Genomic DNA, 16243 nt, shown 5'->3' on the forward strand with positions numbered 1-16243 from the left:
GGAGTTCGCATGTCAGGTGTCTACGCGCGTCGAATCCGCCGTGCAGCTGTACTCGTCGCCACCTCCGCCCTCGCCGGGACCGGCATGCTGGTCACCGCCCCCACCGCGCAGGCCGCCCCGCCCACCCCGGTCAGCGCCGCCACCGCCCGTACCTACCTCAGCCAGCTGACGGTCCGGACGGAAGGTTCCTCCACCGGCTACAGCCGCGACCTCTTCCCGCACTGGATCACCCAGTCGGGCGCCTGCAACACCCGCGAGGTCGTCCTCAAGCGCGACGGCACCAGCGTCGTACAGGACTCCGCCTGCGCGGCGGTCAGCGGCCGTTGGTACTCCGAGTACGACGGCGCCACCTGGACCGCCGCGTCCGACGTGGACATCGACCATGTGGTCGCGCTCTCCGAGGCCTGGCGCTCGGGCGCCAGCAGCTGGACCACGGCCAAGCGCCAGCAGTTCGCCAATGACCTGACGCGCCCGCAGCTCATCGCCGTCACCGACAACGTCAACCAGTCGAAGGGCGACCTCGACCCGGCCGAATGGATGCCGCCGCGCTCCGCCTACCACTGCACGTACGCCCGCATGTGGGTGCACGTGAAGTACTACTGGGGCATGTCCATCGACTCCGCCGAGAAGAGCAAGCTCCAGTCGGTCCTGAACGCCTGCTGACCCGTCCTCAACGACTGCTGACCGTCCTGAACAGCTGCTGACCGTCCTGAACGGCTGCCGCGGACCGGAACCTGTCCGCCCTCCTCCGTCGTTCCGTACCCTACGGGGCGACGGAGGAGGGCACGTATGACTGCGCTGCGACTGGGACCACTGCTGCGGTACGTCGACTGGGAGACCGGCGAGAACGCGACCATCTGGGTCGAGTCCGACCGCCCCTGCACGGCCGAGGTCCGGTGCGAGGACGGGGCGAAAGGGACATCCCCCACATTCCAGATCGCGGGCCACCACTACGCGCTGGTGCCGGTGACCGGCCTGACGCCGGGCGCGACCACCGCGTACGAGGTGTTCCTCGACGGCCGGCGCGTCTGGCCGCTCGACGGCCCGGAAGGCTCCCGCTTCCCGGCGAGCACCATCAGCACGCCCCACGCGGGCTCCCCCGAAGCCCCCTCCCCCGCGGTCACCGTCTCCTTCGGCTCCTGCCGCTGGTCGGCAGCGCCCGCCGACGAGCACGACCCGGTCGGGCCTGACGCCCTCGACACCCTCGCCGCCAAGCTCGCCGCCGACCCCACCGCCGTACGCCCCGACGTACTGCTTCTGCTGGGCGATCAGGTGTACGCGGACGAGACGTCCAAGGCGACCAGGCGCTGGCTCGCCGCCCGCCGCGATCTGAGCGAGCCGCCCGGCGCGGAAGTCGCGGACTACGAGGAGTACACCCGCCTCTACGACGAGTCCTGGCTCGACCCCGAGGTGCGCTGGCTGCTCTCCACCGTCCCCAACTGCATGATCTTCGACGACCACGACCTGATCGACGACTGGAACACCAGCGCGTCCTGGCTGGCCGAAATGCGCGCGACCCCGTGGTGGCAGGAGCGGGTGCTCAGCGGCCTGATGTCGTACTGGGTCTACCAGCACCTCGGCAATCTCTCCCCGGCGGCGCTGGAGGCGGACGAGTTGTATGCGGCCGTCCGGGCCACCCCGGACGGGACCGTACGGCTGCGGCGGTTCGCCGCCGAGGCCGACGCCGATCCGGCCTGTGTGCGCTGGAGCTACCGCCGCGACTTCGGCCGCACCCGGCTGCTGATGGTGGACACCCGGGCCGCCCGCGTCCTGGACGAGCAGCAGCGGGCGATGCTCGACGCGGACGAGGCGCGGTGGCTGCGCGACGCGGCGCTGGAGGGGCCAGGCTCGTACGACCATCTCCTGATCGGCACATCGCTGCCCTGGCTGCTGCCGCCGCTGATCCATGACGCGGAGAGCTGGAACGCCGCGCTGTGCCGGGGCGAGCGCGGCGCGCGGTGGGCACGCTTCGGCGAGAACCTGCGAAGACGCGCCGACCTGGAGCACTGGGCGGCCTTCCCCGCCTCGTTCGAGCAGCTGACGCGGCTGATAGCGGAGGCGGGCAGCGGGGAGCGCGCGCCGGCGACGGTGTGCGTGCTCTCGGGCGATGTGCACCACGCGTACGTCGCGGAGCCCGGCTGGCCGGACGGCGTGGCGCCACCGGACGCGCGAGTGCTGCAACTGACCTGCTCGCCCGTGCACAACTCCATCCCCCGCTCGGTACAGCTCGGCTTCCGCTTCGGCTGGAGCGGGGCGGGGCGGTGGCTCGGGCACGCTCTGGCGCGCCACGGCCGGGCGGGCAGGCCGCTCGTCAACTGGCGGCGTACGGGCGGTCCGTGGTTCGGGAACCAGCTGATGACGCTGACGCTGAGCGGGCGTTCGGCCACTCTCAAACTGGACCAGGCACGGGCGGGGGCGGCGGGCGCGGGTGACCGGCTGGTCACGGTGGAGGAGCGGCAGCTGACGACCGACAGGCACTGAAGCGAATACCGGGGCAGAACAGCCACGGCAATAAAGTTGAACTTGCAAGCATCTATGGGCTCTGCCTAACCTAGGCCCTTCTCATCGGTTCACGTCCCCAGACCGAAGGATCCCCCCATGGCGAACCGTCCCCTTACCAGCGTTCTGAATCAGGGCCAGCCCTACGCACTCGCCCTGTTCCGCGTCGTCTTCGGCCTGCTCTTCGCCTGCCACGGCGCGGGCTCGCTGTTCGGCGCCCTCGACCGCACCAGCGTCCCGTCGGGCACCTGGCCCAACTGGCACTCGGCGGTGATCGAGCTGGTCTGCGGCACCCTGATCGTGCTCGGCCTCGGCACCCGCGCCGCCGCGTTCCTGGCCTCCGGCGCGATGGCGTACGCGTACTTCAAGGTCCACCAGCCCGAGGGCCTGTTCCCGATACAGAACGGCGGCGAGATGTCCGCGATGTTCTGCTGGGCGTTCCTGCTGCTGGTCTTCACCGGCCCGGGCGCGTTGGCGCTGGACCGGCTGTTCGTCGCGCGCGGCGAGAGCCGGACGGCGGGGCAGGACCACAACGACAGGACCAGGGCCTCGGTCTGAGCCCTTCCTGCCGCGCTCCTACCGGGCGACCCCGGACGATCTCCAGCCAAGGCCCAGGCGTACGCTGTACAGCTGTACAGCCGCCCATGCCGCTCCCCTGCGACGTCGCGGCGTTGGCCGCGAACCGGGGAGTTACGGGTGCTCGAGAGTCTGGGGTCGCTGACCGGCAGCCCATGGATCTACGCCGTGGTGGCGCTGTCCGTGCTTCTCGACGTCTTCGTGCCCGTGCTGCCCAGCGGAGTCCTGGTGATCACGACGGCCACCGCGGCAGCCGCGGGCACGACCACCGTCGGCGCCACGGCCACCACCGCCTCCGTCGCGGGCGCGGCCGGCCAGGTGCCGCAGGAGGTGCCCTCGCTGCTGGTGCTGATCCTGTGCGCGGCCACCGCTTCCGTACTGGGCGACCTCGTGGCGTACCGGCTGGCCTGGCGGGGCGGCGCCCGCCTGGACCGGGCGATCGCCCGGTCACGCCGCCTGACGACCGCGCAGGAACGTCTCGGCTCGGCGCTCAGCCGCGGTGGCGGCGGCCTCGTCGTGATCGCGCGCTTCGCCCCGGCGGGCCGCTCGATCGTCTCCCTGGGCGCGGGCGCGGCGCACCGCAAGGTAAAGGACTTCCTGCCCTGGTCGGCCCTGGCGGGCGTGGCCTGGGCGGGCTACAGCGCGGGCGTCGGCTACTTCGGCGGCCACTGGCTCGGCGCGAGCTGGATCGGCGCGGCCGTCTCGGTGCTGGCGCTCTTCGCGACGGGGGCACTGGCCGCGTACGTCATGCGGCGTCCGGCTGCGGCTCCGGCTGTGGCTGCGGTGCCTGTTCCGGAGCCGGCCGCTTAGCGGTCCCGCCCGGCTTACCCGCCCCACCTGCCCCCCGTATCTCAAGCCCGTCGAGCAGTCTGCGGGTCGCGTCGGCGATCTCGTCGACGGCCTGCTCGAAGATCTCCCGGTTGTGCGCGGCGGGGGCGCGGAAGCCGGACACCTTGCGTACGTACTGCAGGGCGGCGGCGCGGATGTCCTCCTCGGTGGCTTCTTCGGGAAGGACGGGCGGGCGGAGGGTCTTGATGGATCGGCACATGCTTCCAGTCTGCCTCGCGGGTCTGACAACGCGGGTCTGACAACGCCGGCCCAAAATGCTCACTCAGGCACAAGAAAACAGGGCGATCTGCTGCCTCCCCGACAAGAAAATACGCGCCGGTAGCCGTCCGGGAGAATTTCGGATAGCGCTATTGCCTGCGGGGTTACTCGTCCGTAATCTCTGCACCGCACCACAGGTCGGCGAGTTGGGACAATTCATCGGCCAATTGACCCGCTGCCAGGCCCTCTGGCGCGGGATCCACGCTCCTGGAGCTTTCGGCCCGGGTACCTCCCTCCCGGTCAAGGCTCCCGCACGGGTATCTCCGTGGGGCCTGCCCCCTGCCCACGGAGTCCCGTCGCGGCCCAGCCGGCTGCGACCTGCCGGAAAGCAATTCATCCGCACCATTCCTGCGTTCGCCCGTCGCCTTTCATTCTTGGAGCCGAGATGAAGCGTCTGAAGTCCGCCCTGCCCAAAAACCGAAGAGTGTCCGGCCGCCGAAAAGCAGCAATCCGCGCGGGTATTGCAGCCGCCGCGGGGCTGGGTCTGGTCGCGGGCACCGCCGGATCCGCGCATGCCGCGCCCGTTCGGCTCGACTATCCGCTGAGCGGCTCCACCTTCATCGAGGGGACGGCGTCGAGCCTGGCGCTGGGGCCCGGGGTCCTGGAGGCGAGTGCCGACCTCAGGGCGGGGACGCTGACCGCGAACACGAAGCTGCCGGCGGCGCCCGGGGCGTTCACGATGCTGGGTCTGATCCCGGTCACCGTGACGACCGAGTTCATCGAGACGGAGCCGACGGTCGGGACGATCGACCTCAAGACCGGAGCCATCAACAGCACCACGAAGCTGACGCTGCGGCTCAAGGACCTGAAGATCGCGGGCATACCCACGCTCGTGGGCAGGTCGTGCCAGACGGAGGTGCCTGCCGAGCTGGTGCTCGCGTCCGAGCCGGGCTTCAACGCACTGAAGGGCGGCACCCTCTCGGGCACGTACACGATCCCCAAGTTCGAGAACTGCCTGCTGGCCACGCCGATCATCAATCTGGTGATCCCGGGAGAGGGCAACGCGGTCACGCTGACGCTGGGGCAGCCCTCGGCGCCGCCGAAGCCCTGACGTACTCCGTAGCGGCGGGCAGCCCGGCCGCGCCATGCGCGGTACGGTGCGCGATCGCATCGGCCGCTGCCCGCCGCACGGAGTCCGTACGCCGACCGTGGAACCTTGCCCCCATCTGAGATCGTTCTCAGGGCATTCGATCATTCGATAGCACTGAGGGAATCAGTCATGCCACACCACCACCGTCTCAGCCGCCGAGGACTCCTCGCCGCCACGGTGGCCACGGGCCAGGCGTCCGCGGCGGAGATCCCGCCGCCGGACCCGCAGTGGGCCAGGCCGCCGCACCAGGTGGAGGCGGAAGCGCTGGTGGACTACCTGCGTACGCTCCCGTGGAGCGAGCAGGCGAAGGTGAACCGCTACAAGGCGGCAGGGGTCCCCGAGAGCTCCTTCGCCAACTGGGGCACGGCCGGACACCCTGAGCAGTTCTCCGTACTCGCGCAGTGCTCGTCGTTCCTGACGATGGTCCTGGAGCGCACGTACGGCGCGAACTCGGCGTACGGCTGGGCGACAAGGGAGTACTTCAGCCAGTACTTCGGCACCGAGCCCGGCAAGCTGTACCCCACGGCGGAGAAGTTCCGCACGGGCTTCGCGGCCGCGGCGGACATCCCGCACTTCGACGCGGTCACCAAGCCGGTGAATCTGCGCCCGGGGGATCTGGTGGCGTTCGACTACGACCCCGTGAACACCACGGAGCCGTACACCGGCCACATCGTGATGGTGAAGGAGCGCAAGGGAACCTGGGCGTCGTCCTCGGTGGACAGCCAGGTGGGCCCGGATGTGATCCCGTACGTCTTCGAAATAGTCGACTGCACGAGCGATCCCCACGGCAGCCCCGCCGCTTCCGATACCGCCGAGGCGATCTACCGGGCCTTCCCGGACACCCGTATCGAGGAACACGTCGGCGCGACACCGGAGTGGACCGAGCACAACGGCGTCGGCTACGGCCACATCGTGTTCTACGCGGACGCGACGACGAAGCTCTTCGCGGGCTACCGCTGGAGCGTCAACTCCTCCAAGGCCAACAAGGTGGCCGACTGCCCGATCGCCGCGGCGCGGGTCTACGCGGGGTGACCGAGGCAAGACCACGTACGAGTGACCCTCCGGGAACAGCCCATACGGATGGCCGGAGGCCCGTCACGATGACGGAATGAACGAACGCCGTCTCCTGGAGAGCGCGAAGGAGTTCGCGCTCTGCCTGTCCGAGCTCCAAGGAAACCTCGACCCTGAGTCGTACGACCTGCTGCTGCGCATCCTCAAGGGCACGAACGAAGCACTCGTGAACCGCGAGGCGTACATCGACATCCCTTTCTCCAAGAAGGACAGAGAGCTGTTCACCCCGGCGTTCGGCGAGTCCTTGAGCCGCTTGCTGGAAAAGCTCGGCCCTCTCGGCATGCGCACGGTGGTCGGGATCGACACCCTGACGAGCGGGAAGCCGGTCGGGGACGGCTCCACCGGCGAGGGCCTGCCACCGGCTGGGTTTGCCCATCTCGCCAGGCAGCAGCAGGACATGCTCGACGTGGAGGCGATCGCGAGGGCCAGCGGGCTTGAGCCGTAGCGGTCGTCGGCCCTCGCCTTGGCGCGGGGGCTGACCACGTTCCTTCTCCGGGTGGGTAGCTCTGAGGTAGAGCGCTGCTCTTACAACTGTGATCGCATGACGTCTGACTCCGCCTCACCACCCACAAACCTCGCCTCGATGCCCAGGGCCGAGTTCGCCTTCCCTGGCCCACTGCACGACCAGCTCGTCGCAGCGATCCTCAACGGTTCCAAGACCTCCACGACAGGGCTCGTCGTCGACTATGAGTATGAGGGGGGAGTCCCTGCCGGAAGTCGGGAGTCGTTCGGTGGTCATCGACTCGGATGACCGTCCCGTCGCGGTCATCGAGGTGACCGGCGTGCGCGTCGCCCCGCTGGCGCAGGTGGACCTCGCCCACGTGGTGGACGAAGGGGAGAGAGACACCATCGGCTACGAACGACGGCATCTCGCACTCCCACGCTGTGGAGGCGGCTTCTCCGAGAAGAGCAGGCCGCGAGACATAGAACTTGGCATACTTAAAGTATGGCAATCCGGAAGATCACCATCACTGTGCCGGAAGAGCTGGTGGAATCGATCAAAGAGCGCGTCGACGCACGCGGGGTGTCCGCCTACATCGCGGCCGCCGCCGCTCATCAGGACGCCATGGACCGACTGCGCGAGTTGGCCGAACGCCTCGAAGAAGAGCACGGCGCCGTGACGGACGACGAGCAGCAAGCAGCGCTGGACCGCATCGCCGCCATTGACGGCTGGCATGACGAGCAACGATCGCGTTCGGACGAGGCCGCGTGAGCCGCACCGCCCGCCGCCGCCGAGCGAAACTGCACCGGCCGTTACTTCGAGTCTCAGCGACTCTCAGCGTTCCGGGCGTTTCCGCCCGGAAGGTTCGTGACGGTGTCACCAGAGCGCGAGTTGTTCGCGCCTGGTGTCCTGTTGACGATCTCTCGTTTCTGTCCCCTGTCGGGGTGTTGCGCCAGCCGCCCGCGTGCCCGTCCCCTTGCGGGTTCGGGCGGTGCGGGTCTTGTGCTTGGCTCCACGAGGCTTCGGCACCACCACCAGGGTGGGGCCCGGGTCTGCGGCCACTCCGCTACCCGTTTCACGGTTGGCCGCCGCGAGGGCGGCCAGGTTGTGGCCTGAGTTCGCGTCCCGGTCCAGGGCGAGTCCGCAGGCGTCGCACTCGAAGACACGCACGCCGAGGGGCAGCTTGGCTTTCACCACACCGCAGCGCGAGCAGGTCTTCGAGGAGGGCATCCAGCGGTCGGCGACGATCAGACGTCCACCGTGGCGCTGGGTCTTGTAGGTGAGCTGGCGCCGCAGTTCCCCGAACGCCGCGTCGGAGATACGGCGGGACAGACGCCGGTTGCGGACCATGCCTTTCACGTTGAGGTCCTCGACCACGACGGTGCCGTACTCGGCGGGGATCCGCGCGGTGGTCTGGTGGAGATGGTTCTCCCGCAGGTTCGCCACCCGGTGGTGCACCCGGTTGCGGACCGCGTTGGCTTTCTCCCAGCGGTGGGACGGGGCCTGTCCGGTGCGCCGGTCAGGGCCGCGTCGGCGGGAGACGGTCCGGGAGGCCTTCCGCAGCTGTGTGAGTGCCTGGTCGTAGTGCCTGGGGTTCGCGACCTCGCGGACCTCGCCGGCCGAGTCCGCCATGACCAGAAGAGTCTTCACACCGAGGTCGATCCCGACCGCCGTGCCGGGCCGGGTGGCAGGGGCGATGATGCGGCGTTCCTCGGTCTGCAGGACCGCGAACCAGCGGCCCCGCTCGAACCGCACCGTCACAGACAGAATCCGCATCCCGCCTTCGGCGATCGCGTCCACGAGGGGCTGGACGTCCTCGTGGAGGCGGATCCGGCCCAGGCGGGGCAGGACGATATGCCGCCGGTCATCGAGGCGGATAGTGCCGGTGGTGAACTTGCACGCCGGACGAGCCTTCCGCTTCGACTTGAGACGGGGCCTGCCCATCCGGGCGCCCTTGCGCTGCCCGCGCCGGGACTTGGCGTAGTTGTCGAACGCGGCGGCAGCGTTCGCAAGGCCGGTGTTGTAGGCCTCCTTCGAGTTCTGTGCCCACCACTCCCGCAGGAACGGGTCGGTCTGTTTGGCCTCGTTGAACGCCTTCCGCGAGGACGGCAGCGACCACGACCGCCACGCAACGCGCTCTGCCTCGGGCACGCCGTAGGTCTCCTCCGCCGCGCGCTGCGACCAACTCGCCAGCACATGCCGCACCGCCCAGTTGTAGGCGACCCGCGCCGCCCCGCAATGCGAGGCCAGAGCCCGCAGGGCAGACGCGTTGGGGTCCAGGGCGAGCCTGTGGCCCACGACGTGGAAGCCGGGCCGCGTCTGGAACCCCCGGCGCTTCCCACTCCCGGCAGGCTCCACCCCGCTCACCCGGCCGTCTCCGCCGCCGGGGCAGTGGCCTCGGCGACAGCGCGTGCGGCCCGGTTCTTCGCCGCACGCTGCCCATACAGGCGGGCACACATCGAGGTGAGGACTTCGGTCATGTCCCGGACCAGGTCGCTGGTCCTCTCCTGCAGATCGAGCACCACCAGACGCCGGCCACAAGCCGACAGTGCCGATTCCAGATGCTCGACACCGAACCGGGCCAGCCGGTCGCGATGCTCCACGACGATGACGGCAACGGCCGGGTCCGACAGGACACGGTGCAGCTTGCGCCGCTTCCCGTTCAGTCCCGACCCGACCTCGGTCACCACCTCGGCAACCGCAAGCCCCAGCCCGCCTGCTCCTTGAACGACACGGCAGACCTGTCGGTCGAGATCCGCCCTCTGATCGCCGGATGAGACACGGCAGTACGCCACCGTCCGTCCAACGACCTCGGCAGGGGACTCTTTGACCAGCCACATACCGGACGGCGTCTGCACGACAGGGACCGGCATACGGCCCTCTTTCGCCCAGGCCCACGCGGTCTGGTAATGCACGCCGTTGCGCGCCGCCCACTCGGAAAGCTTCACACAATCAAGATAAGGACTGATAAAGACAGATGACTACTGATAAAAAATGCGACTGTTGTTCACCCCTCATCGGATCGGTTCGCCGATCGGCGCGATGCGATTGCCGTCCTGTCTCTGCCTCGATGGCGGTGCGGACTGGGGCGGGCAGGTCGTCGAAATTGATGGTGGTCACGGCCATGGCAGACAGGGTCCCAGAGTGCATCTGCACTTTTATGTCCAAGCCCTGGAGCAGCTGTTGGCCGGTGGATCGAGGTTTAGCGCCAGCCGTCGAGGGAGACCTGCGGCCCCTTGCCGAGGTACCTCCGGAGGGCGTTGGCGGTGGTGTCCACGAAGGCTTCGGGGATGGCGGTGGCGTCGATCCAGCGGACTTGGGAGTGCTTGCGGGGTTCTCGGTTTTCGGGTTCGCCGGTCCATTCGTGGGTGGCGAAGACAACGGTGAGGAAGCCGTTGGGAGCTTCTACGCCCCAGGCTCCGTGGATGATGTGGGCGACTTTGAGGGTCTCGGGCAACACGGTGAGGCCCGTTTCCTCGTTGAGTTCGCGGACGGCGGTCTCGGTGATCGGCTCGCCCGGTTCGCTCTTGCCGACGGGGAGGTCCCACATGCCCTGGGCGAACTTGGCGTTCTCGCTGCGCTGGAGCAGGACGACGCGGTTGGTGGCCTTGTCGTGGACGATGACGGCCGCGACCAGAAGGGTCATCGATTCGAGCGCCGGCTTGAGGGCTGGGGAGCGGTCGTCGGTCTGCTGGGCCACGGGGTTCCCTTCGTCGGGCGGGTTGTTGGGCATGTTAGGCGAGGGCCTCGCGGGCGCGGCGGGCGAGATCGGCGGCGCCGGGGACGCGGCGGCGCTGGTAGACCGCGAGGGTGGAGCGGATGGAGGTGATGGCCTTGCGGGTGCGGTCTGAGGTCATGCCTTCCATGAGGACCAGGGCCTGGGTCCACGCGGCGACGGCTTCGTCTGCGCGGGCTTGGGCGGCGAGGCTGTCGCCGAGGTCGGCGTGGGTGAGGGCGTGGACGCGCTTGTATTTGGCCGAGTCCCAGCGGGTGAGGGCGTCGCGGTGCTGCTGTTCGGTGCCGATGTGGTCGGCGAGGTCGGTCAGGGTGCGGGCGGTGTGGCTGGCCACAGTTCCGGCGGCAGGGCCGCTGACGCGGGAGAAGCTGGGCTGAGGGCCATCCTCGCGAAGGAGTGACTCTTCGGCGGCAAGGAGCGCACGTGCGGCCGAGGGGTTCTCACCGACGGCCGCGTAAGCACGGGCGTGGGTGATGTGCAGGAGCGCTTCCGTCTGGCCGTCGACGTGGCCAAGTCCGCAGGTAAGGGCGCCTTCAACGAGATCGAGGCAGTAGTGGGGCTGTTTGAGGCTGAGGGCTTGGTGGGCGAGGGCACGCATCATCCAGGCGGCGTGGCCATGGGGGTCCGCTTCGCAGGCGAGCTGGTAGCCGACGAGGTAGTACCGCTGGGCGGCCCCCTCGTGGCCGAGGTCGTGGTGCTTCCATCCGGCGAGGTAGGCGAGTTCGGCGACGGCGCCGAAGGCAGCTTGGCGTAAGGCTTCAGAAGGGAAACGTGCGCGGAGCATGGGGGCCGCCGTGTCGGCGAGGTAGGCCGTGACAGTGGTCAAGCCGTGGCCACCACCGAGGCGTTCGTCAGCGGCGCTGAAGGCTGCGGTGATCTGCCGTACGACGTCGATGTCCTCGCCGCCGACGAAGGAGCGGCCGGTACGGGCACGGAGCATCCGGGAGGTGGCTTCGTGGTCGTGCAGGAGTGGCATGGCGACGCCTGCTGTGGTGAAGGCGGCGATGGCAAGAAAGCGCCGGCCCTCGACATCCGCGCGGCCGAGGTCGGTGACCGTGGTGACCGGGTCTCCGTCGGTTGGGGGTTCGGTGTCTGGTGATTGGAGGCCGACATCGGTCTGGGTGATAACGCGGCCCAGTCGGCGGGAGAGGGCTTCGGCGAGGTACTGGCCTGCCTGGCCCGAGGGCACCCGGGTGCCGTTCGCCCAGTGGGAGATGGCCGACTTGTTGGTCTGGAGCAGCTCGCCGTTCTCGGCGGCGATGCGTCGTACGTCCTTGGCGAGTGCCTCGTACGTGCACCCGGCGGCGTCAATCGTGTCGCGCAGGCGGGAATTGGGTTGGGTCGGCGCTGGCACGATCTCCTCCGCTCCGTGGCTGTAAACCGCGTATACCGCTTGACCTCGGTCACACCGTACCCACTCTGCGTAACGGACGGTTCACTTATCGATAGCCGCGCTGCTCACGGGCTGGGCGGCTCCCAAGTTCCGTACGCCCCACCCGGGCTCGGGCGTTCCTATGCCCGAACCCGGACGATCAGAGACGGAGAAACGGTGACCACCATCGACACCGCGACCATCACAGTTGAGCTGCCCAACGCCTTCGACCCGCGCTGGAGCCGCCTGCCCGGCATCCAGGTGGACGGCCGTCGCATCACGATCGACCCGGCCGAGTACTTCTTCCGCTTCGAGTCCAACACCTGGCTCGTCGCCGACTGGGAACTGGTCAAGGAACAGCTCCTGGACGCCAATGAGACGACCGAGAGCGCGGTCGAACAGCTCGCGCTCGACTTCATCAAGAACCACGGCGAGTCCACCTCCGACGCCACCCGCGTGCTGGTGACCGCGTACGGGGTCTACTCGTATCTCTTCCGCGAGGAGCACCTCGAATCGCTCGGGCTGCCGCAGATCACCGCCGACCACCTGCGCATGCTGCGCGAGGCGGCCACGCTGATGGCGCTCAACAAGGTGGAGCTGGACGGGCACATCTCCAACGTCGGCCCGTGCTGGTTCTTCCCCGCCGCCACGTCCGTCGTCTTCGACCTGGACGACGAGACGGGCGGGATGCTCGACGAGGTCTACCACGGCGGCTGGTTCAACGAGCACCGCCGGATCGAATCCATCAAGGCCCACGCCGCACTCGGCGGGCGGCTCGTGCACGGCTGCCAGTCCGTGCCGGACCAGTCCGGCGGGGTCGTCGCGCCCTACGGTGCCTCGATGGCCAACTTTCGTGACGACCTCGCCGAGTTCAAGGCGGGCTGGATTGAGCAGGTCTACGCCCACCGCGTGACCGTGGCCGAGTAGCCCCACCCTCTGTACGGCTCTGGGGCGGGCTCTCCCGCTCGCCCGCCCCGGGGCTCACCAGCTCCCTGGAGAAACCTCATGGACCAGAACCTGACCGCCGCCCTGCTGGACGACCTGTGCACTCTTGTCGGCAAGCCCACACCCGAACGCACGGAGATCCGCGTCTGGGGCATGTCCGGCGTCGAACGCGTCACCTTCCCCGACGGCAGCACGTCCGTCTTCAAGTACGCCCAACAGCCCTTCGATCGCGAGGCCCAGGCGCTGCGGCTCGCCGCCCGGCGAGGACTGCCCGTCCCCGAGCTCGAAGCCACCGCCGTACGCGACGGATCGCTCGGGATGTTCATGGAAGACCTCGGCACCCCCGTACGGGATGCCGACGACCTCAACGGCATCGCCGCCGCCGTAATGCTCCACGCCGCCCGCCCGGCGGGAGGCCTGCCCCTCCTCGACGGCGCGGGCCTTGGGGCCCTGCCCGGCCGAGCGCTCGATCACCTCCAGCGGCTGCGGAAGGCCGACCGGTGGACGGACTGCGACGACATCGAGACCGCTCTGGGAAGGATCTCCGCAGCAGCCGAAGCCCGCGTCCAGGGGGCGACGCTCAACCCGTTCGGCTGGGTGCACTCCGAGTTCCACCCCACGAGCGTCCACATCGGGGAGAACGGCTGGCACCTCCTCGACTTCGCCCGCGCCTTCACCGGTCCCGGCCTGATCGACCTCGCCTCGTACCACGGCACCACCGACGCGCCGAGTCCCGTGCGACTGCGCGTCTTCCTGGAGCAGTACGTCACCGCCGGCGGCAGCCCCGACACCCTCGCCCGGCGCGGTGGCCTCGCAACCGAGGCATGGGCCTTGGGCTGGCACCGCATGTGGGCCGTGGAGTGGTTCATGGAGCAGGCCATCCGCTGGATCAACGACCCGGCCAAGGACCCCGCGTACATCCCCGTCGTCCGCCGCCACCTCAACGACGTGGTGCGACTCCTGGAAGTCTAGGTGCTTGCCCAGGTCTCCCCCTGGCACGTCCACGCCGCCCAGCGCATGGCCGCCGCCCCCGCCCACGCCCTCACACCGCCGACCCGGATGGAATGGAGCACCCACCCGGGCCTCGGCCCAGGAGCGGAGATCCTCGGCCCGCATCTGCGCCGCAAACGCATCCTGGAACTGGGCTGCGGCCCCGGCCACAACGTCGCCCACCTCGCCAAACACCACCAGGCCCGCGTCACCGGAGTGGACCTGGTCGGCCTCCAGATGCGCCGCGCTCGCTCCCACTACGGCCACATCGACGGCGCCACCTTCGCCGCAGGCCACGCCCTGCACCACCTCCAAGCGACCAGCCAGACCTTCGACGCGATCTACTCCGTATTCGGCGCCGTCGGCCTCGTCGCCCCAGAACTCCTGCTCCCCGCGACCTCCCGCCGCCTCAAGCCCGGCGGCGTCCTGGCCTTCGCCGTCCCCCACCCTGCCCGCGCCGGAAGACATCCAACCGTGGACGACCGTCCGCGCGAGGACTACGTCACCATGCCCAATCACACCCGACTGCCCATCGCCCGCTGGGAGTTCGACGCCCGACGCTGGGCCGCCCACCTCGCCCGGACCGGCCTGAGCATTACCTCTGCGCTGGAACTGCGCCATCCGCGCCGCGACCCCTGGCCCACCACCCTCCTGATCACCGCCCGCAAACGCTGACCGCAGAGGAGCACCGATGCCCCTTCCCTACCTACTCCTGGACATCGATGGTGTTCTCGTACCGTTTCCGGCCCCGGACGGCAGTACCCCGCCCACCCACGTCCGCCACAACGTCCTCCCCACGGGCCGGCACCCCGACAATCCCGTCCCCGTCTGGCTCGACCCCACCCACGGCCCTCTCCTCACCACCCTCCTGACCAGCAGCCTCCTCACCCCCGTGTGGTGCACCAGCTGGCGCAAGGACGCCACCACCATCATCGGACCGCTCCTGGGGCTACCAGACTTCCCCTACCTCGACCTCCCCCGCCCCCGGATCACCACCAGCCACCCCAACGGCTACCTCTGGAAACGCGACCACGTCGACCCCTGGCTCGGCAGAGCCCCCGTCGCCTGGATCGACGACGACTTCTCTTCCCTCGACCACACCTGGGCCGCCGAACGCACCGCCCACGGTCACCCCACCCTCCTCATCCAGCCAGACCCACACACCGGCCTCCAAGCAGACCACCTCGTGCATGCCCGAGAATGGGCTGCTCACCTTCGGGAAACACGCGAAGCCGCCAACGCCGCGTAGGCCGTGCTGAAACGGTGGTGGCCCGCATCCTGTGGTGCGGGCCAGCGGTTGATGTCAGCTCTCAATGTCAAAGACCCCCAGCCATGATCGGCTGGGGGTCTTTGACATTGGTGGGCGCGGACGGTTTCGAACCGCCGACATCTGCTTTGTAAGAGCAGCGCTCTACCACTGAGCTACGCACCCGTGGATGAAGGAACAGCGTACATGGCCCGGGGGGTCGGCCCGCAAACCCGGGGGATATCCCCACCCCGACACGGTGGTCGCCCGGATCGTCCCCCCGCCGCCGGGCTCATACGGTGAAGGGACATCGGCAGAGCAACCTGGGGGAAACGATCACCGTGGCCGCAATCCGCACCCACACCACCAGCACCCGACGCGTCCGCGTGGCCCTCGTCGGGGCCGGGGTTGCCGTCGCCGCCCTCGCCCTCAGTGGGTGCGGGGGCGCTGATGCCGGGGGCGCGCCCGTCGAGAACCGGTCGTTTCCGTTCAGCGCCAAGACGCTGACCATTGACTCCGACAACTCCGACCTCGTAGTCGAGTCGGCCGATGTGAAAGACGTGCAGGTCACCCGGCAGGTCGACGGCTGGGTGTTCGTCGGGAAGGGGCCCGACGCCGTATGGAAGCTGGAGGACGGGAAGCTCACCGTCCGCGTCAAGTGCGACGCCCTCGTCAGTGACTGCCAGTCGCGGCACACCGTGAAGGTCCCGCGCGGCGTCGCCGTCACCGTCGATGACGACAACGGCAGCGTGACCGCCTCCGGATTCGACGCCGCTTTGAAGATCCGTTCCGACAACGGCGATGTGACCGTCCGGGACTCCAGCGGGCCCCTTGACCTGAACAGTGAGAACGGAGAGATCCTCACCGAGCGCGTCACCGCCAAGACCGTGACCGCCCGCGCCGACAACGGGTCGGTGCGCCTCCTGCTCGCCGCCGCGCCCCACCTGGTCGATACGGTCAGTGACAACGGCGACGTCGTCATCGAGCTGCCGCGCGCCGGCGGCCCGTACGCCGTCACCGCCACCAGCGACAACGGCGACGTGGATCTCGATGTGCCGACCGACAAGAGCAGCACGCACGTGGTGAGGGCCCGCAGCGACAACGGCGAAGTCACTGTGCGAAGCGCGAACTAATCGGCCCGTGTGTTCGTCCCTACCAGGTGGGAGAAT

19 protein-coding genes, 1 tRNA gene and 1 pseudogene are annotated in these 16243 nt (G+C 69.1%); 14 read left to right on the forward strand and 7 right to left on the reverse strand.

What is annotated here, in order from left to right; genetic code table 11:
- The first annotated feature begins 9 nt into the window (after window positions 1–9).
- The 4 genes from ACIHCQ_RS37735 to ACIHCQ_RS37750 all read left to right on the forward strand — a co-directional run bounded on the left by ACIHCQ_RS37735 (window position 10) and on the right by ACIHCQ_RS37750 (window position 3885).
- Window positions 10–663 carry an HNH endonuclease family protein gene (locus ACIHCQ_RS37735; protein WP_399672901.1) on the forward strand — a complete coding sequence of 218 codons (654 nt, stop codon included), beginning with the start codon at window positions 10–12 and terminating at the stop codon, window positions 661–663.
- Window positions 664–789: 126 nt separating this feature from the next.
- Window positions 790–2481, forward strand: a complete 1692-nt coding sequence (locus ACIHCQ_RS37740) for an alkaline phosphatase D family protein (RefSeq protein ID WP_399672903.1) — start codon at window positions 790–792, stop codon at window positions 2479–2481.
- 117 nt (window positions 2482–2598) lie between these two features.
- A complete protein-coding gene (locus ACIHCQ_RS37745; protein WP_399672905.1) occupies window positions 2599–3057 on the forward strand; it encodes a DoxX family protein in 459 nt (152 codons plus the stop codon).
- 138 nt (window positions 3058–3195) lie between these two features.
- Entirely contained in the window at window positions 3196–3885 is a 690-nt protein-coding gene (locus ACIHCQ_RS37750) for a DedA family protein (protein WP_399672907.1), read from the forward strand.
- Here ACIHCQ_RS37750 and ACIHCQ_RS37755 read toward each other — a convergent pair.
- On the reverse strand, window positions 3821–4123 hold the full coding sequence (locus ACIHCQ_RS37755) for a DUF2277 domain-containing protein (protein WP_399672909.1): 303 nt from the start codon (window positions 4121–4123) through the stop codon (window positions 3821–3823). The genes ACIHCQ_RS37750 and ACIHCQ_RS37755 overlap by 65 nt on opposite strands.
- 444 nt (window positions 4124–4567) lie before the next feature.
- On the opposite strand from ACIHCQ_RS37755, the gene ACIHCQ_RS37760 reads away from it, so the two are divergent.
- The 5 genes and pseudogenes from ACIHCQ_RS37760 to ACIHCQ_RS37780 all read left to right on the forward strand — a co-directional run bounded on the left by ACIHCQ_RS37760 (window position 4568) and on the right by ACIHCQ_RS37780 (window position 7556).
- A complete protein-coding gene (locus tag ACIHCQ_RS37760; protein ID WP_399672911.1) occupies window positions 4568–5233 on the forward strand; it encodes a hypothetical protein in 666 nt (221 codons plus the stop codon).
- Window positions 5234–5401: 168 nt separating this feature from the next.
- Window positions 5402–6304: a hypothetical protein gene (locus ACIHCQ_RS37765; protein WP_399672913.1), complete on the forward strand. Its 903-nt coding sequence runs from the start codon at window positions 5402–5404 to the stop codon at window positions 6302–6304.
- A gap of 76 nt (window positions 6305–6380) precedes the next feature.
- The gene (locus ACIHCQ_RS37770; protein ID WP_399672915.1) at window positions 6381–6788 is read left to right on the forward strand and encodes a hypothetical protein; all 408 of its coding nucleotides are present in this window, start codon (window positions 6381–6383) and stop codon (window positions 6786–6788) included.
- Between the two features lie 96 nt (window positions 6789–6884).
- Window positions 6885–7191, forward strand: a pseudogene (locus ACIHCQ_RS37775) (ASCH domain-containing protein); the annotation flags it as partial.
- Window positions 7192–7289: 98 nt separating this feature from the next.
- Complete coding sequence (locus ACIHCQ_RS37780) at window positions 7290–7556, forward strand: hypothetical protein (protein ID WP_399672917.1); 267 nt, start codon at window positions 7290–7292, stop codon at window positions 7554–7556.
- Between the two features lie 105 nt (window positions 7557–7661).
- Here ACIHCQ_RS37780 and tnpB read toward each other — a convergent pair whose 3' ends face one another.
- From tnpB to ACIHCQ_RS37805, 5 genes are all read right to left on the reverse strand, one after another.
- Entirely contained in the window at window positions 7662–9152 is a 1491-nt protein-coding gene (gene tnpB, locus ACIHCQ_RS37785) for an IS607 family element RNA-guided endonuclease TnpB (RefSeq protein ID WP_399672919.1), read from the reverse strand.
- Window positions 9149–9733 (reverse strand): IS607 family transposase, encoded by a 585-nt coding sequence (locus ACIHCQ_RS37790; protein ID WP_399672921.1) that lies wholly within the window; start codon window positions 9731–9733, stop codon window positions 9149–9151. Before ACIHCQ_RS37790 ends, tnpB begins: the two co-directional genes overlap by 4 nt.
- A gap of 4 nt (window positions 9734–9737) precedes the next feature.
- Window positions 9738–9911: a hypothetical protein gene (locus tag ACIHCQ_RS37795; RefSeq protein ID WP_399672923.1), complete on the reverse strand. Its 174-nt coding sequence runs from the start codon at window positions 9909–9911 to the stop codon at window positions 9738–9740.
- Between the two features lie 76 nt (window positions 9912–9987).
- Window positions 9988–10518, reverse strand: coding sequence for an NUDIX domain-containing protein (locus ACIHCQ_RS37800; protein WP_399672925.1), 531 nt, complete (start codon window positions 10516–10518; stop codon window positions 9988–9990).
- A gap of 1 nt (window position 10519) precedes the next feature.
- Entirely contained in the window at window positions 10520–11875 is a 1356-nt protein-coding gene (locus ACIHCQ_RS37805) for a tetratricopeptide repeat protein (RefSeq protein ID WP_399672927.1), read from the reverse strand.
- A gap of 195 nt (window positions 11876–12070) precedes the next feature.
- Between ACIHCQ_RS37805 and ACIHCQ_RS37810 the strand changes: the two genes are divergently transcribed.
- The 4 genes from ACIHCQ_RS37810 to ACIHCQ_RS37825 all read left to right on the forward strand — a co-directional run bounded on the left by ACIHCQ_RS37810 (window position 12071) and on the right by ACIHCQ_RS37825 (window position 15077).
- A complete protein-coding gene (locus tag ACIHCQ_RS37810) occupies window positions 12071–12820 on the forward strand; it encodes a hypothetical protein (protein ID WP_399672929.1) in 750 nt (249 codons plus the stop codon).
- A 78-nt stretch (window positions 12821–12898) separates the two neighbouring features.
- On the forward strand, window positions 12899–13810 hold the full coding sequence (locus tag ACIHCQ_RS37815) for an aminoglycoside phosphotransferase family protein (protein WP_399672931.1): 912 nt from the start codon (window positions 12899–12901) through the stop codon (window positions 13808–13810).
- Window positions 13811–14503 (forward strand): class I SAM-dependent methyltransferase, encoded by a 693-nt coding sequence (locus tag ACIHCQ_RS37820; RefSeq protein ID WP_399672933.1) that lies wholly within the window; start codon window positions 13811–13813, stop codon window positions 14501–14503.
- A 16-nt stretch (window positions 14504–14519) separates the two neighbouring features.
- The gene (locus ACIHCQ_RS37825) at window positions 14520–15077 is read left to right on the forward strand and encodes an HAD domain-containing protein (protein ID WP_399672935.1); all 558 of its coding nucleotides are present in this window, start codon (window positions 14520–14522) and stop codon (window positions 15075–15077) included.
- Between the two features lie 108 nt (window positions 15078–15185).
- Here the strand turns inward: ACIHCQ_RS37825 and ACIHCQ_RS37830 are convergent.
- Window positions 15186–15260: transfer RNA gene (locus ACIHCQ_RS37830), tRNA-Val, on the reverse strand.
- Window positions 15261–15415: 155 nt separating this feature from the next.
- Between ACIHCQ_RS37830 and ACIHCQ_RS37835 the strand changes: the two genes are divergently transcribed.
- Window positions 15416–16207, forward strand: coding sequence for a DUF4097 family beta strand repeat-containing protein (locus tag ACIHCQ_RS37835; protein ID WP_399672937.1), 792 nt, complete (start codon window positions 15416–15418; stop codon window positions 16205–16207).
- The last annotated feature ends 36 nt before the right edge of the window (window positions 16208–16243 follow it).

This window comes from Streptomyces sp. NPDC052236 (assembly GCF_044548015.1).
GTDB lineage: Bacteria > Actinomycetota > Actinomycetes > Streptomycetales > Streptomycetaceae > Streptomyces.

Excerpts from the sequence above, each read along its gene's own strand:
- ACIHCQ_RS37780 (WP_399672917.1), top strand. The coding sequence starts at position 7,290 with ATGGCAATCCGGAAGATCACCATCACTGTGCCGGAAGAGCTGGTGGAA.
- ACIHCQ_RS37795 (WP_399672923.1), bottom strand. The coding sequence starts at position 9,911 with ATGGCCGTGACCACCATCAATTTCGACGACCTGCCCGCCCCAGTCCGC.
- ACIHCQ_RS37735 (WP_399672901.1), top strand. The coding sequence starts at position 10 with ATGTCAGGTGTCTACGCGCGTCGAATCCGCCGTGCAGCTGTACTCGTC.
- ACIHCQ_RS37765 (WP_399672913.1), top strand. The coding sequence starts at position 5,402 with ATGCCACACCACCACCGTCTCAGCCGCCGAGGACTCCTCGCCGCCACG.
- ACIHCQ_RS37755 (WP_399672909.1), bottom strand. The coding sequence starts at position 4,123 with ATGTGCCGATCCATCAAGACCCTCCGCCCGCCCGTCCTTCCCGAAGAA.
- ACIHCQ_RS37825 (WP_399672935.1), top strand. The coding sequence starts at position 14,520 with ATGCCCCTTCCCTACCTACTCCTGGACATCGATGGTGTTCTCGTACCG.
- ACIHCQ_RS37770 (WP_399672915.1), top strand. The coding sequence starts at position 6,381 with ATGAACGAACGCCGTCTCCTGGAGAGCGCGAAGGAGTTCGCGCTCTGC.
- ACIHCQ_RS37815 (WP_399672931.1), top strand. The coding sequence starts at position 12,899 with ATGGACCAGAACCTGACCGCCGCCCTGCTGGACGACCTGTGCACTCTT.
- ACIHCQ_RS37740 (WP_399672903.1), top strand. The coding sequence starts at position 790 with ATGACTGCGCTGCGACTGGGACCACTGCTGCGGTACGTCGACTGGGAG.
- ACIHCQ_RS37800 (WP_399672925.1), bottom strand. The coding sequence starts at position 10,518 with ATGCCCAACAACCCGCCCGACGAAGGGAACCCCGTGGCCCAGCAGACC.
- ACIHCQ_RS37760 (WP_399672911.1), top strand. The coding sequence starts at position 4,568 with ATGAAGCGTCTGAAGTCCGCCCTGCCCAAAAACCGAAGAGTGTCCGGC.
- ACIHCQ_RS37745 (WP_399672905.1), top strand. The coding sequence starts at position 2,599 with ATGGCGAACCGTCCCCTTACCAGCGTTCTGAATCAGGGCCAGCCCTAC.